Here is a 14,998-nt window from a genome sequence, read left to right on the forward strand (position 1 = left end):
AAGTCGCAATGATACGAGAAAACCAAAAGATATGTCGTGATTAATAAATGATGTATACGTATAAAGCGATCCTACCTTACGACAGAATCGCTCACATATTAACTCAACTAAACAGTGTGATTACTATTAGCTTGGGCTGTATTCGGGGTAATCAGTATACCCGCGTTCAGCACCACCAAATAATGTCTCTGGGTTGTGAGACGCTAATGGATAGTTATGCTTAATACGGTTTACCAGATCTGGATTGGAGACAAATGGTCGGCCAAAACCAATCATATCCGCTACACCAGCATCAATGGCCTGAGATCCATTTTCGCCGTTATAACGTCCCGCATAAATAAGCACACCTTTATAAACGTCGCGAACCGTATCTTTAAATACTGTTGGTGTCTCTGGGGCATCATCCCAATCAACTTCAGCCACATGGATGTAGACCACATTGAGGCTATTAAGTAATGCTGCCGCGGCAATGTAGGTGTCTATCGGCGTTGCATCAACAGTACCATTTAGCGATGTGAATGGCGCAAGACGAACACCAACACGATCAGCGCCAATGGCCTGGGTCATTGCACCAACCACTTCACCCAGGAAGCGCAGGCGGTTTTCGATACTACCACCATATTCGTCGATACGATTATTCGCTTCAGAATCGATAAACTGGTTAATTAAATAACCGTTAGCAGCATGCAGTTCTACGCCATCAAAACCGGCTTCAATCGCATTTAACGCTGCTTGACGATATTCGCCAATCACGTGTTCAATGTCAGCTTTAGACATTTCACGAGCCACTACCACGTCAACAAAACCGGGTTCGTCGGTACCATTATCCACAAACACTTTTACATTTTGGGCTTTTAGTGCAGAAGACGAAATAGGTTGTTGACCACCGATATTATCAGGGTGAGACACTCGACCAACGTGCCAAAGCTGAGCGAAGATAGTGCCATTTTGTGCATGAACCGCTTTGGTGACTTTCTGCCACCCGGCAATTTGTTCTGCAGAATAAATACCTGGCGTCCATGCGTAGCCTTGGCCCATGACTGATATTTGGGTGCCTTCTGTAATAATAAGACCCGCGGATGCTCGCTGAGCATAATATTCAGCCATCATCTCATTAGCCACATTACCCGGTTGGGTTGAGCGCGAGCGCGTCATTGGTGGCATAACAATACGATTTTTTAAAGAGAGTTTACCGAGCTGTATTGGTTGAAATAGTGCATTGTTCATTCTGTATTCCTCTTTACTTGCTAATTTGGATGAGCTCAATTTGGTATCCATCAGGATCGACGATAAAGGCGATGTGGGTTGAACCACCTTTTACCGGTCCTGGTTCACGGGTGACGTTGCCACCGCGTGCTTTAATGTCATTACAGGCACTATAAATATCCCCTACACCCAGCGCAATATGACCAAAAGCATTACCATGGTCATACTCATTGGTGTCCCAGTTATAGGTTAATTCAATTGTGGTGCTGTCTGCTTGAGTGCCATAACCCACAAAAACTAAGGTGTAGCGATAGTCTTTGTTTTCGGTTCTTTCTAGCACTTTCATGCCTAGCACATGGGTATAAAACTCGATTGATTTTTCTAGGTCAATGACTCTCAACATAGTGTGTAAAAATTTCATAACTCTCTCTTTAAGCGACATCTTTTAAACGCATCGGCGAACGTGCCCATTCCCGAATAAACAAACGAATAAACAACCGCATAAACAATCGGATAAATTACACTATAAGGCGTGCGTGCGTGCGTGCGTATGAATGATGAATGATGTTCGATAGACGTAATATACAGTGAACAAGGCTAAACAATAAATTATTAAAACTTATCCTTTTAATAATAAAACGTTATCAATGGAGGGTTTAACAATTAACATCCAAAATTTTTTGAACATAATTAACAAATTATTTGCTGGTTATCATGGTGACAATAAACATTATCATGCAAAGCAAACCGAAAGTTGACAATGTGCCCCTCAAATACAAATGAAAACGGTCTGTGATCTCTCTGATTTTTGCAAAAAAGAGGCACGCTTTATCGTCTAAATTTTAGCTTAGGCACAGATGTATGAACTGCTTTTTAACCATTAAACCATGGTGATAGTGCGTTTTTGTTGTTGCAAAGAGTATTACGCCTATAGCATAGGCGCATTAATGACGCAGTGTAGAAATATTTAGGCTCAATAAATATTGGGCAGCAGCATGAAAATAAGATTAACCATTGTTGCGATAATCTTTACCGCTATTTCGATGCCGGTTATGTCACAGACTGTTAACTAAGAAATACCACAAGCCATTCAACCTATGCACGAAACATCTAACCCTATTGCCTTTGAACACTTGCGCCATACTCGAGTGGAATACACTCAATGGCATAAATAATAATGTGCATTGAGGTAATGATGAGTCTCGACCTTAAGCTTATATACCCGCACCGTCATTTAAGCTCAGAGTAGGTTGAGTCTTAATCTGACTTTCGATGCGGTATATCTCGTCAAAATCAACTAGCGGTAGGGATTCAAAGCCAGGTTTGGCAAATAAATAACCTTGCATCAGCTCAATGCCACAATCGCGTAACCATTGCATTTCTTCTATTGTCTCTACGCCTTCAGCCAAAGAGGTAATGTTAAGTTCAGTAAACAAGTTTAAGCAGTTTTTTATAATAGCTTGTCGGGTTTTATCTTGGTCGATATTACGAACAAGCTTCATATCAAATTTGATAATGTTGGTTTGAAAATCAGCCAACAGTCCCAAACCGGCATAGCCAGAACCAAAATCGTCTAATGCGGTGATAAATCCTGATTGCTTATAATACTCAACGATACTCTTAACAAATGCAGTATCACTAATGTTCTCATTTTCTGTAAATTCAAACATGATTCTGTTGGTTGGGAAGTTATACTCTTTAGCGGCTTCTAAGGTTGTGCGAATACAGCGCTCAGGTTTATAAATAGCATTTGGGAGAAAGTTAATGCTAAGCATTGAATCTAGCTTTAGTTTCGCCGCCAGTGCGATGGCTTTAACGCGGCAAAGTTGATCAAAGAGGTAACGATTATCATCATTGACTTGAGAAATGATCGAAAAGGCCGATTCATTCTGTAAACCACGTACCAATGCTTCATAGCCAAATATGCTATTGGTCTTACAGTTAATAATTGGCTGAAAAGCCATGGTGAAATCAAAATCAAGGCTGCTTTTATCAAAACATTTATTACAAGTAAATCTGTCATAAATTATTGGCTTTGTTTCCATTGTAGCAACCTCAATTAATATAACGCTCGCTTAAGCTATGCCGTAACGCAACTTAGGATTCTACCTTGCATGGTAATGACTAAAAACATTACCAATGCAGCGCGTTGCAAATCAACATTAAGTGTTTGTTGAGCTTAGCCGCTATGCGGCAGGAAAAGATAAAACTCATCTTAATTGTATCAATTTTAATTTGATTAACTGTCGACTTAATCGATGTTGCCACACTGTGTGGATTAACACTCAGACATCATAATAATATCAACGATAAAGACATTAAAACAACATCTTACCCATTTCAATTTTTAAGGCAAGCCACACACAAATATCATTACACATTATCGAGTATTAAATAGTATATCGGTCAATTTGTTGGCTAATTGCTTAATAAAAAAACATCATATTCACCATCTTTACGCACTAACAGTAGCCCAAATCTGACCAATGAATTACCAATAAAGCGGTCGGTAGTTTGTTGTACGGATTGATGCGCTGATTAGAACGGCAGTTGTTCACCGTTAACATCATAAAACTGACCGGTATTGTGAATCGATAAATTGTTGATCACTTTTATAATCCCAAGGGCGGAATCATTAACCTTTACCTTTGCAGAGCTGCCGCCCATATCCGTTTGCACCCAACCAGGATGAACCGATACCACCGCGACGTTATTATTAACCAGTTCAGTCGATAAATTCACAGTTAACATATTGGCTGCGGCTTTAGACATTCGGTAACCATACCAGTCGACACCTTGTGCTTGTGATAGTGATCCCTTAGAAGAAGAGATAATCGCTATTTTGCATAAACGATTTTTATTCAATAGTTTTAATAAACAGTGTGTTAAAAATAATGGCCCGAGCGCGTTCACTTTAAAACACATTTCAGCGTCAGTATAATCAATAGCATGAATACTGTGATTATCTCCATCTAAAAAGCCCGCATTATTAACAATTAAATCGAGACTAATATTTTGTTGGCTGAGATTATTCGCTAAGCGCTGGATTGATTCAGAGCTCGTGATATCCAGTGACTCAATCAATAATTTGTCAGCAAACTGAGCCTTCAACGACAAAAGCTCAGTCGTTGTTGCGCCATCTCTACAGGTTGCTATGACGCTGCAACCGTTGACAAGATATTGCTCTGTTAACGCTAAACCAATACCTCTATTCGCACCGCTGATTAATACCACTTCACTATTCATTGAAAACCTCTAAATCGATTGTTTTATATAACTTTTCTGGTAAATTCTATTGAAAAATTCTTGTGTAAATTCTTGTGAAAAAGATAGATGTAAAATATAGATATAAAATATTGATAAATACCATCTTGAAGTTGTGCCACTGCTGATGTGATTCGATTTGTTTACTCTGTGTTGCGATAAGAATCGTCATTCGATAACACACAATGGCTGAGTGATCATCGTTATGCTTTGCTTATTCCTCGTATACTCGCTCCGAATTAATAAGCTGGTGGCTATAAATGATCACTCAATATATTCGTTCAATATATTCGTTCAATATACTCGTTCAATTTACTCGTTCAAAATGTTCGCGCCAATAGCCTTGCTCAAACGACTAGCTGCGAAATAACTACTTAGACGTTGCAGCAAGGCTTAATGTATTGAGGACACCAGAGATTTTATTAATAACCTTATCGCAGCCTGCAATACTATGACGCTGTTTAATGTACTGCGGATTGTTATACGACAGCCAAACCTTGTTATCAGCATCCTCGCTAATCAATACCTTTTGTGGCAAGTCAATCGCGACAAGTTGGTTACACTGCATTAATTGAGTACCGATGTTAGGGTTACCGAAAATAATCACTTCAGTTGGTCTCAGAGTTAAGTTCACACCGGCGGCATTTTTTTGATGATCAATCCTGGAAAAAACCGTAAAACCTTTGTCTTTTATGATCGACTCAAACCTATCTGCCGTTTCTTTGGCCGAGTAATGGCTTTCAACAGTGATAAGGCTTTCTACCGCAAAGGCATGAGTAGACGTTATCAACATGGCAACGGCTAAAGAAATATTTTTAATCATAAAATCACCTATTCGTTATGTTTGGTCATACTAGTTATGTTTGGTCATTAGAAGCATTTCGGCGATAAACTCGGCTAACATCAAGGATATAAAAATCGACTTAAGTATTTGTTGTTCGCAAATACTATTAATACCCGTTTAGTTTCAGGCGTATTTATCTGCTTGGCCCTAATTTAACCGCAGTACCAAAAGCCATAATTTCAGACGAGCCATCCATAATGGCACTTGTCGTAAAGCGGAACCCCACAATCGCATCAGCCCCTTTTTGTGCCGCACTGGCAACTAAACGCTCAACTGCGACATCTCAGGCATCAGATAACATTTCGGTGTAACCGCGGATTTCGCCACCCACAATGCTTTTTAAGCCGGCCATAATGTCTCGACCAATATGTTTAGATTGAACCACATTACCGGTTACAACGCCGACAATCTCGATAATGTCCCGACCAGGAATGGTTTCAGTCGTGGTATAAATCATAAATCCTCCATGAAAAATCAATCGTAAACCATCGTACTGCTAACACGCTTAAATAGGAATCCAATTAGTGATACTTAACTGACCCCCAATACTGTTGTTTACGCTTTAGGCGCATCTTGTAATAAAGGGAAGTAATGATGAGTCGTATTGAAGAGAAGCAATAAAGGGTCGTGATGAAGAGCCGTAATCAATAGCCGTAATGTAGATTCATAATACAGAATCGTAATCTAGACGATCCATAAAATGCTGGTGGACGTAATAGGTCACTTAGTGAGTATTGTAATAGACAACTTAATGGCAGAGTAAAATACGCTCGGTGTTTTATAGGTCGCTTTTATGTAACCTGCGCAGACTTATTTTGAGTAGATATGCATTAAAATGAATGAAGGTTAAAAATTTACCGAGGGTAATACTTTTATTTTTGCATAATTATGAATAGTTATTCTAGTGGTGTGCTGGTGGCATTAGCCTACGTTAGCGGTGTTTTTTACTATCACTTTATTTTTATAGGGCGGTTTATGGCGTTAACCATGGCATAATTAACTACTAGGTTCAGCATTCGTTTTTGTGTAAACATTTTTGGCAATCGCTTTAGTGACAACAGAGGTATGTTTGGCTTCACATCATTCATTATTAAATCATCAACGTCATTTTGAACGTATCGGGCCCGACTATCGAAATGGCGATTCGGTCAGTTTTCTCGATATTAAACACACTTTTGGTTTGCAGCATATCCGTGTTGGCAAATGGGTTAACCGTGAGGAGTCGGCACTTGCGGCTAATTTGATATTTGACTCACTAGCAGACTTAGCCAACATATTAGCAGTACCGCCAGAGTTGATTGGTTTACGCGGTAGCTTACACTTTGCCTTTGGCCATGGCGGCCAAAAAGGTGTGCAAGCTCATTATTCGCCAGCATACCGGGAACTGGCATTAGCCAAAAATGCCGGAGCAGGGTCGTTAGCTCATGAATTTTGGCATGCATTCGATCACTATATCGCCGATAAAATGTTTATCGACGACAGTATATTAGACCCGTATTTGTCGTCGCTTGTAATATCAGAGCAAACGACCAATACAACTAGGGCTAACTTAAGTCGTGCCAATTTATTTGCTTGTGCCAGCGACAATTGGCTGGCCGATAAATCCATAATCGCTCACCCGTTGAATAATAAACTCTCTAGCTTATTTAAAGTGACCTTGCTGAGCGCCAACGGCCAAGAGCCACACGACTATGTGCGTCGCTCCATCGCACTCGATAAACAGCAACGCTGCCATTACTTTGCTAAACCGACCGAAATGATGGCGCGCGCCTTTGAATCTTGCATTGAAATGTATTCACAAGATTATGCCAATATATCCAATCCGTACCTGGTTAACAGTACTATCGACTCGCCACTAGCTAAACATGGCGCTTATCCCGACGCACAACACTGCCGTGAAATATATCAAGCCATGATGGAATATTTTGAACCTTTAGGGCTCGCGTTTGATAAGCAGAATGGTTAAAAGTAGCTGATATAATAAGGTGCAGCGTTGAGTCGACAATAGGCATCAGTCAAATAACAGCCTTGAGCCGACTAACTGCCTTGAGCCAGTAACAGCCTTGAGCCAGTAACAGCCTTTGGACGAATAATCATCTTGAGTCAATAAAAACCTAGCGTGAAAAAGCAGTCCATAACAAAGCAAACAGCCTTTAGTCATAAGGTCTTGTCATTACATCCCTTCAAGTCATATCAGCTCACTTAGATTATAAAATAATAAAAAAAGGCCAAGCGATTAAGCCAGGCCTTGGTATGTTGTTGCTAGTTCCGTCCTGCGATAAATCATCAGGACTAGACCGCTAAGTATATTCAAGCTGATAGCAGCCTTAAGATGCCAATTTTAGAGACTAATTTTAGAGACTAATGTTAGAGACTCATTTTAGACACTCATTCTAGATAGCGATAGCCTTTAGCTTGTGCTCTAAAGCTGTTTGTATACCACACCGTCTTTCATCACAAAGGTGACGTTTTCCATCAAGCTAATGTTATCCAGCGGATTACCATCGACAGCGATAATATCTGCCATAAATCCTGCTTTAATCTGACCTAGGTTATCTTGTTTTATCAAGGCAGCACTATTAATGGTAGCGGCCTGCAGCGCTTGAATAGGCGTCATGCCAAATGTCACCATGCGCGAGAACTGCTTACCGTTATCGCCATGAGGATAAATAGCGGCATCGGAACCAAACACCATCTTAGCGCCAGCCTTAACGGCTTTTCTAAAGCTGTCGCGCTGAGCTTGCGACACTTGCTTTTCTTTGTTGATATTGGCTTCTGGTACGCCGTTAGCCGCGCCATAGGCGAGGGTGTATTCGGTGTTGTAAATGTCGCAAGACAAATACGTGCCTGCTTTTATTGCCATCTTAATGGCTTCATCATCCATAAAACTACAATGTTCAATGCTATCGATACCTGCGCGTATCGCATCTTTAATGCCGCTGGTACCATGAGCATGGGCGGCAATAACAAGGCCGCGCATATGCGCTTCATCTGCAGCAGATTTGAGTTCTTCGTAAGTCATTTGCTGCGCACCAACTTGAGTACCTTTAGAAAATACCCCACCAGTGGCACAGACTTTAATCGCATTGGCACCGTATTTAATGTTTTCACGTACTTTAGTGCGCACTTCCCAAGGGCCGTCTGCAACACCTTGAGCTTTTGCATGAGCTTCTGGTGCAGGGAAGTTATCATCGCAATGCCCGCCAGTGATCCCAATTGCATGGCCCACAGCCCAAATACGGGGCCCAGGAATATCGCCAGCATCTATTCCATCACGAGTGGCAATAACGGAATAACCCGATGCGCCTAAGTCTCGCACTGTGGTAAAGCCCGCTAGCAAGGTTTTTTGAGCATTTTTAACGGCTTTAACTGTTTGCCTAGGCACTGAATAATTCATCGACTCTAAAAAGTTATCTTCGGCATCAAAGGATAAATGCACGTGCATATCCATCACACCAGGCACCAGCGTTTTACCCTTAAGGTCAATCAAACTGTAATCGGCTTTATTGTTGATGTTTGCCGCGGTAGTAACCTTAATGATTTGATTGTTTGATACGATAATCGCAGCATCATTAATGCTTTTACCTTTGGCTACGTCGATATACGCATCGGCTAAAATCAGCGTGTCTTGGGCAATCGCTGGGGTGATAAAAGTGGTACCTAAAATTAGGCTAAGGGCGAATGAAATCGCATTAATCTTATTGTTTTTTAAAGGCATGACTATTTTAAAATCCTGTGTTGTTATTGTTAGGCGCGGACATTGTTTACTTTGTATCGTACTAGGCACAATCAATTATTTATCAGTTTAATAAGGTGGAAAGTATGCGAGAGGTAAAGGCTAAAACTGATAATTTATATTAACAACGTGTTAAATTTAACCGTAATCATTTTGTGTATCAATTTGTATTAGCGGACAGTAATTGAAGCCAGTTTGGCGGAAAGAGCGTAATAGAAAGAGCGTAATAGAGAGACCGATTAAAAAACGCATAAAAAAGCCACTCGTGAGTGGCTTTTTAGAGAAGTACTAAATGGTAGATGTTTATGATTTACACAAAATCAGAGGCATTTAATACCTGCTTTAAGCGTGCAAAGGTCTGCATTGAGTCATTGGCGAGTATTGGTGAGTAAGCTGGATTATGGGCATTAAGTTGATATTGACCATTAGTGAGTTTACTCACTTTACGTAATAAATATTGGTTATTGCCTGCATCATCTTGGATTTCAATCGCCATGATTTTACCGGTAATCGAACCAGCATTAATTGCTGTAATACGTTCTAGTAACAATAAATCACCATTTTCAATTGGATTTTTACCGCCGTTCATCGAATCACCACTTGCTGGAGCAACAAAAAAAATCGATGGATCGAGTTTACTAAAGGTCGAGTTTAACGTCAGTGTTTCACTATTGTCGTCAGTACCCGTTTTAAAATGACCGCAGGCAATTTTTAGATCTGGGTAATAACTAAGGGATGCCTGTTCATCGCGACTCACTTCAATTGGAAGTGTAACCACATTCGATTGTACAGTTTTGCTTATTGGAGTGAGTGTCGATGCTGATTGGCGTTGGCTATAACGCGCTAACAACAATTCGCTTAATTCGCTCATTGCGGTAGACATTACTTCAATATCATCAACTTTTACATCAACATTTGCATGTAATCTATTTTCTTTTACAGCAAACCAAGACTGTGTGTCTGACTTATCTTGTTTGCATAAAAACGTAATTGGGTTGTCTAACCAATACTTACGCCATTTTGGGGAATCGGCGTCGATTAGCTGTAAATCGGTTTTAACATCTTGAGTCCACAATTTCGGATAACGTTTAAATACCTGCCAACTCTTAATGCATACCGCTTCAATTGTGGGGGGATAGTTTAATCCGTCTAACTCAATAAATGCTTCGAGTAAAATGGCTTTAAAGCATTTCGTCATTGTGGCTTTTTCAACGCCTAGACTCAAAAATGGCAAATAGGGCGTTAACGCCAGTAATGTTTTGTCTTCACGTTCTTGGGTTAATACCAGTTCAAACCAACTACCATTTTGCTTGGTCATTTTACTCCAAACATAACCACTGTGATAAAACTCAGTGGCAGTAGGGCGGTGACCTAAATCATCTTTGAGTAATTGGTATTGTTGATCTGTTTTGGTGTAATCAAGTTTTAGCTGTTGCCAAAAGTCGACCAATTCAGGATCGATATTGATTAAGCACTTAGAATCGATTTCAGGATTGTTAAGACGCTTAATCGCTTCATTGGCATTCGCTGCTTGCAATAACGCCATTGGGCGATTTAAAAAGCTGATGTGATTACCGATGAAATCAATAACAGACACAAAGGTTTTATTGGTTTCGGGAGATGTGCGTAATCCACGGCCTAACTGTTGTAAAAATAGAATTTTGGATTCAGTCGGACGTAAGATTAAGATAGTGTCTATTGAGGGTAAATCAGTACCTTCATTAAACAAATCGACTGAAAATATCACCTCTATTTCACCCGAGTTTAATTGGCTAAGTGCTTCGCCGCGCCTAACTTCTGAGCCGCTATGCACCGACACAGCTTTAATACCTCGAGCAGAAAACCATTGAGCCATAAAGTCGGCATGAGCTTTAGAGACGCAAAATGCTAAGGTGCGTTGCTGCTTGTGGGTTTTCCAATGACCAAACACATGTTTAGCGCGCTTCTGCGTAGCAAATAGATTCATTAATTGTTGCGGATCAAACTTTCCATTTCGCCATGGCAACTCTCGGTAATCGACCGTTTCGTCTTTAATACCTTGGTAATGAAAAGGTACCAAAATACCCGATTCAATTCCGTCGATTATGTTTTTTTCAAACACCAAATTATTATCACATAACGATAGAATATCAGCTTGATCCGTGCGCTCTGGCGTGGCCGTTAAACCGAGTAAAAATTGCGGGGTAAAGTGGTTGAGTAATAACCGATAACTGACGGCGCCAGCATGATGAAACTCATCAACAATGACGTAGTCGAAGTGAGCTTGATCTAGTTGATTAAGATATTCCGGTTTGCCTAATGTTTGAATCGATGCAAATACAATGTCCGCATCAATGGCCTTAGTTTTGGCATTAAAGTGGCCAGTTGTACTTTGAGGTAATAAGGTTCTAAAAGTCCGTTCTGCTTGAATTAATATCTCTTCTCTATGAGCAACAAATAGGACTTTTTTAGCATTGAATTGCAATACATCAAATGCAGCTAACCATGTTTTACCCATGCCCGTGGCTAATACAACCAGTCCTTTGGATTGCTTAGCTAAACGTGTATCCGCTAATGCAATTAAGGCTTCTGCTTGGGCAGAGTTAGGTACTGGTTCTTCTGGCTCTGTTTCATGAACAATAGCTAAAGGTGGTTTATACAATTTACGTTTTTGGGCATAGTCGTTGATGAAGATATCACTTAGATCGATTGCCTGCGAATGATTGAAAATATTCAAGAATTGTTGGCGGATATGGTTAAACTCTTTAGGATCTTGATTCGGCAATAAGTCGTGGCGCAAGCACCATTCAAATGCGTGTGTGAATGCCGCTTTACTGATGTTATTTGAGCCAATAAAAGCGCTCCCGATATCTGCTAATCCGGTTTGTTGCTGGACGAAAATATAGCTTTTCATATGAAAGCTTTGATTGCTATTACAGGTAAATATTTTGGTTTTTGCACCACGAGATTGCAAAATCATTAAGTGTCGCAATGCGACAGGGTCGGTAATCAAAAGATAGTCGGAGGTGACTATTGAAATGCTTGCATCGCGTTCTAATGCATCGGATAAAGCATCAAAAATTAAATCTAGCCCAGATCGTTGAATAAACGACACCGACATTTCAATGCTAGTCGCACGGTTAATGGCTTGCGTTAATTTTGGTAAAAAAGGGTCATCCAAACCACCGCTGGTTAATACAGGTCCTTCTGCTAGCTTCATTTTTACATCTCTATTTTAACGTCTTTATGAGGATGGCATTGAGCCATTTTTCGTTTTCACGACCCGAGCGCACATCTGTAGTCACCCAAGTCTGTTTAATCATTAAACCTGTTTGTTGAATCCACTGTTCTAATAGTGACTCATTAGCATCGGTAAAAAACCGACCGTTATGAATTCGCTCTTGATCACCATATTTAAATGAACAATAGAATACGCCACCATTAACCAAACTGTTAGCCAAAATTTCAAAGGTGTTGGGTAGAGCGCTTGCTTCAACATGAAGCAGAGATGCACAAGCCCAAATGCCGTCAAACTGAAGCGATGTGTCTATTTCATCAAAGGTACAAACCGTGACATGTTGGCCAATATAATCAGATGCCGCTTTGGCTAATTCGGCACTGGCATCAATGGCGGTAACATTGAAGCCCAATTGAATAAAGGCTTTACTGTCACGACCAGAACCACAACCAGCATCTAATACACGTGCGTTAGCAGGGAGTTGTGCGACAAAGGCTTGATACAATTCGCTGACATCAGCATTCACAGTCGACTCGAAAAAATCATGCGAATGTTGATCATAAAACGCAATAGTAGACATGGTTAACCCTATAATTTAAATCGTTTAAATATGAATGATTAAGTCTGAATGCTTCAGTGTGATTTTATAACCTATTACAATCAATAATCAACTTGCTGTATTACCGCGATTGCCGTTTCATCACGGCCTTTTTTAGACGGTACGCGATGGCCTGTATCGGCATTAGTTTTCATTGTTTGTATGAACTGATTCATTTGCGGGCCAATGCTGATGTGTATTGGTCGGTTTTTTCCGTAGTAGTAGAGGCGATCAAATTTCAGGTTTTCACACATCCATAATGCAACTTGCTGCATATCAATCGGTTGGTCATTGTTGCTGCTTACTAGGGTAAAGTCACAGGCGGCACCTAGGCGGTCGCAGATGATTTTTTGATTTTGATTGAGTTCGTGCGAGCAATGTTGATCAAGCTTTGGGGCAATATGCGGATTACGATTTTTAGCTATTTTTCTAACAAGTTCGGGTGAACAAAAACCATAAGTTAAACGCAATGGGCCAAATTGGTCGACAATTGGGTCCAGTATTTGAGTGGCCAATAAATTCAGGGCGCGCCAGGTGTCAGGTTGTAATGGCAGATTTTCAATATTATGTTCGAGCGCGGTTGCACCACAATTAATGAGATCTGCGTAAGTGAAAAAGCGGCTGGCTTTACCGTTGATATTATAGGTAAACAATCAAAATCCATCGTGTACGTTCATTTGGGACAACAATAGCGCTTATTGCTCAAGCTGGCTAGATGGAACTGTGGGATGGTTGTGAGATTGATTAAATATCGTTTAATATCATATTTTTTGAAGTGAAATGGGTGTTAAATTGCCGTTAATTTTTGTTTATCAAAAAAATATAATAATTTAATTGTTTACTGAGCTTTGTTATTTACTGAGCTTTGTCATAGAGCTCAGTAAACAGCCCATATTGCTGAATTGAATACTTACAGGGTTATTGAGTTTTGATTGTATAAAAATCGAACATGATTTATTTAGTGATCAATACTTTTTACAGTTGTAAAACAAACAGTAAAAAATGCACCATTAATGAGGTTTATTATGAAAAAGCTTAATACGTTACTTGCCGTCTCGATATCGACTTTACTGGTAGCTTGTGGGGGGAGTGACGATAAAACAGACTCTCCTCAAATGGGGGTATTTAGTTTAGGTGTATCAGATAACCCAAGTGATGCCAAAGACGTGACGATCGCTTTTAAACAAGTTGTGTTAAAAAATGACTCGGGGAGTATTTCGTTTGATGTGTCAGATGATGGTGCTTTGAAACAAGTTAATTTACTTGAATTTCAAGGACAAGCCGTTGACACACTTGTGAGTGGGCAAAGTATTCCTGTTGGTGAATACCAAATGTGTATTTATATGCAAAGAAGTGAAACCCCGAATGCGGACAGTTCATATGTCATAACCAATGACGATAATTTATTTGGTTTAACGACAAACAGTAATGGTTCATGTGGCGGAGTCGGTGCAACGGATACCGATACTGGACGGCTATTTTTTAATAAGGCATTTACGATTGCAGCAGGCACAAATAGCTTTGTTGCTGAGTTTGATCTGTCTAGTGGATTACAAGACCCCCATGGCAATAAAGACTACTGGACTTTAAAACCTACGTCGGTGCAGTTACATAACATTTCTGAAGTTGGTGCGATTGAGGGAAGTATTCCTGCTGACATGATGACTCAATGTGAAGTTGCCGCTGGCGGAAGTGCATTTAGCCATGCGGTTTATTTATATCAAGATACTGCGCTATTAGAAAATATGGCTGATTTTAATATTGATGCCGTCGTTGCTCCAGACGCTGCGCCTATTGCTTCTGCAAGAGTTAACGCTATTTTAGATCAAAACAATCAAGTGATAGGCCAAGGCTATGAGTTTGGTTTTGTGGTAGCGGGTAATTATAGTCTGGGTTACACCTGTGTTGCACAGTACGATGATCCAGATGTAAAAAATACACTTGATGATGTAGAAAGTCCTTTCTTTTTACATGCTGATTTACAAGATATTGAAGTGACAAATGGTACTGTCGCGAATGGTGAGTTTTAAGCTCATCTAACATTTAGTCTTATGCTGGCATTTTCGTGAATACGAAAATGCCTTTATATCAGCATAATCATTGTACGTGTGTCGTTGGCATGCCTTGTTAATG

Annotated in this window: 11 protein-coding genes and 1 pseudogene; 2 read left to right on the plus strand and 10 right to left on the minus strand. The window is 40.1% G+C overall.

Annotation, left to right across the window (positions count from 1 at the left end):
- Positions 1-126: 126 nt before the first annotated feature.
- The 6 genes and pseudogenes from HNW13_RS06470 to HNW13_RS06495 form a co-directional block, all read right to left on the minus strand.
- Positions 127-1,227 carry an alkene reductase gene (locus HNW13_RS06470; RefSeq protein ID WP_192114982.1) on the minus strand — a complete coding sequence of 367 codons (1,101 nt, stop codon included), beginning with the start codon at positions 1,225-1,227 and terminating at the stop codon, positions 127-129.
- A gap of 13 nt (positions 1,228-1,240) precedes the next feature.
- The gene (gene gloA, locus HNW13_RS06475) at positions 1,241-1,627 is read right to left on the minus strand and encodes a lactoylglutathione lyase (protein ID WP_192114981.1); all 387 of its coding nucleotides are present in this window, start codon (positions 1,625-1,627) and stop codon (positions 1,241-1,243) included.
- A gap of 793 nt (positions 1,628-2,420) precedes the next feature.
- Positions 2,421-3,251, minus strand: coding sequence for an EAL domain-containing protein (locus tag HNW13_RS06480; protein WP_192114980.1), 831 nt, complete (start codon positions 3,249-3,251; stop codon positions 2,421-2,423).
- 493 nt (positions 3,252-3,744) lie between these two features.
- The gene (locus tag HNW13_RS06485; RefSeq protein ID WP_192114979.1) at positions 3,745-4,452 is read right to left on the minus strand and encodes an SDR family oxidoreductase; all 708 of its coding nucleotides are present in this window, start codon (positions 4,450-4,452) and stop codon (positions 3,745-3,747) included.
- A gap of 388 nt (positions 4,453-4,840) precedes the next feature.
- A complete protein-coding gene (locus HNW13_RS06490) occupies positions 4,841-5,293 on the minus strand; it encodes a DUF302 domain-containing protein (RefSeq protein ID WP_192114978.1) in 453 nt (150 codons plus the stop codon).
- A 154-nt stretch (positions 5,294-5,447) separates the two neighbouring features.
- Positions 5,448-5,771, minus strand: a pseudogene (locus HNW13_RS06495) (heavy metal-binding domain-containing protein).
- Between the two features lie 612 nt (positions 5,772-6,383).
- Here HNW13_RS06495 and HNW13_RS06500 point away from each other — a divergent pair.
- Positions 6,384-7,280: a CLCA_X family protein gene (locus HNW13_RS06500; protein ID WP_192114977.1), complete on the plus strand. Its 897-nt coding sequence runs from the start codon at positions 6,384-6,386 to the stop codon at positions 7,278-7,280.
- A gap of 456 nt (positions 7,281-7,736) precedes the next feature.
- On the opposite strand, the gene HNW13_RS06505 is transcribed toward HNW13_RS06500, so the two are convergent.
- The 4 genes from HNW13_RS06505 to HNW13_RS06520 all read right to left on the minus strand — a co-directional run bounded on the left by HNW13_RS06505 (position 7,737) and on the right by HNW13_RS06520 (position 13,518).
- Positions 7,737-9,032, minus strand: coding sequence for an amidohydrolase family protein (locus HNW13_RS06505; protein ID WP_192114976.1), 1,296 nt, complete (start codon positions 9,030-9,032; stop codon positions 7,737-7,739).
- A 328-nt stretch (positions 9,033-9,360) separates the two neighbouring features.
- The gene (locus HNW13_RS06510) at positions 9,361-12,249 is read right to left on the minus strand and encodes a DEAD/DEAH box helicase family protein (RefSeq protein WP_192114975.1); all 2,889 of its coding nucleotides are present in this window, start codon (positions 12,247-12,249) and stop codon (positions 9,361-9,363) included.
- Positions 12,250-12,259: 10 nt separating this feature from the next.
- Entirely contained in the window at positions 12,260-12,847 is a 588-nt protein-coding gene (locus tag HNW13_RS06515; RefSeq protein WP_192114974.1) for a class I SAM-dependent methyltransferase, read from the minus strand.
- A gap of 80 nt (positions 12,848-12,927) precedes the next feature.
- Positions 12,928-13,518, minus strand: coding sequence for a hypothetical protein (locus HNW13_RS06520; protein ID WP_192114973.1), 591 nt, complete (start codon positions 13,516-13,518; stop codon positions 12,928-12,930).
- Between the two features lie 372 nt (positions 13,519-13,890).
- Here HNW13_RS06520 and HNW13_RS06525 point away from each other — a divergent pair, with 372 nt between their 5' ends.
- Complete coding sequence (locus HNW13_RS06525; protein WP_192114972.1) at positions 13,891-14,895, plus strand: DUF4382 domain-containing protein; 1,005 nt, start codon at positions 13,891-13,893, stop codon at positions 14,893-14,895.
- Positions 14,896-14,998 lie beyond the last annotated feature (103 nt).

The sequence above is a fragment of the Shewanella sp. BF02_Schw genome (assembly GCF_014596695.2).
GTDB lineage: Bacteria > Pseudomonadota > Gammaproteobacteria > Enterobacterales > Shewanellaceae > Shewanella.

What these genes read in the sequence shown, in the direction of transcription:
- HNW13_RS06470 (WP_192114982.1), bottom strand. Translation starts at nt 1,227, where the DNA reads ATGAACAATGCACTATTTCAACCAATACAGCTCGGTAAACTCTCTTTA.
- HNW13_RS06485 (WP_192114979.1), bottom strand. Translation starts at nt 4,452, where the DNA reads ATGAATAGTGAAGTGGTATTAATCAGCGGTGCGAATAGAGGTATTGGT.
- HNW13_RS06510 (WP_192114975.1), bottom strand. Translation starts at nt 12,249, where the DNA reads ATGAAGCTAGCAGAAGGACCTGTATTAACCAGCGGTGGTTTGGATGAC.
- HNW13_RS06515 (WP_192114974.1), bottom strand. Translation starts at nt 12,847, where the DNA reads ATGTCTACTATTGCGTTTTATGATCAACATTCGCATGATTTTTTCGAG.
- HNW13_RS06525 (WP_192114972.1), top strand. Translation starts at nt 13,891, where the DNA reads ATGAAAAAGCTTAATACGTTACTTGCCGTCTCGATATCGACTTTACTG.
- HNW13_RS06490 (WP_192114978.1), bottom strand. Translation starts at nt 5,293, where the DNA reads ATGATTAAAAATATTTCTTTAGCCGTTGCCATGTTGATAACGTCTACT.
- gloA (WP_192114981.1), bottom strand. Translation starts at nt 1,627, where the DNA reads ATGAAATTTTTACACACTATGTTGAGAGTCATTGACCTAGAAAAATCA.
- HNW13_RS06480 (WP_192114980.1), bottom strand. Translation starts at nt 3,251, where the DNA reads ATGGAAACAAAGCCAATAATTTATGACAGATTTACTTGTAATAAATGT.
- HNW13_RS06505 (WP_192114976.1), bottom strand. Translation starts at nt 9,032, where the DNA reads ATGCCTTTAAAAAACAATAAGATTAATGCGATTTCATTCGCCCTTAGC.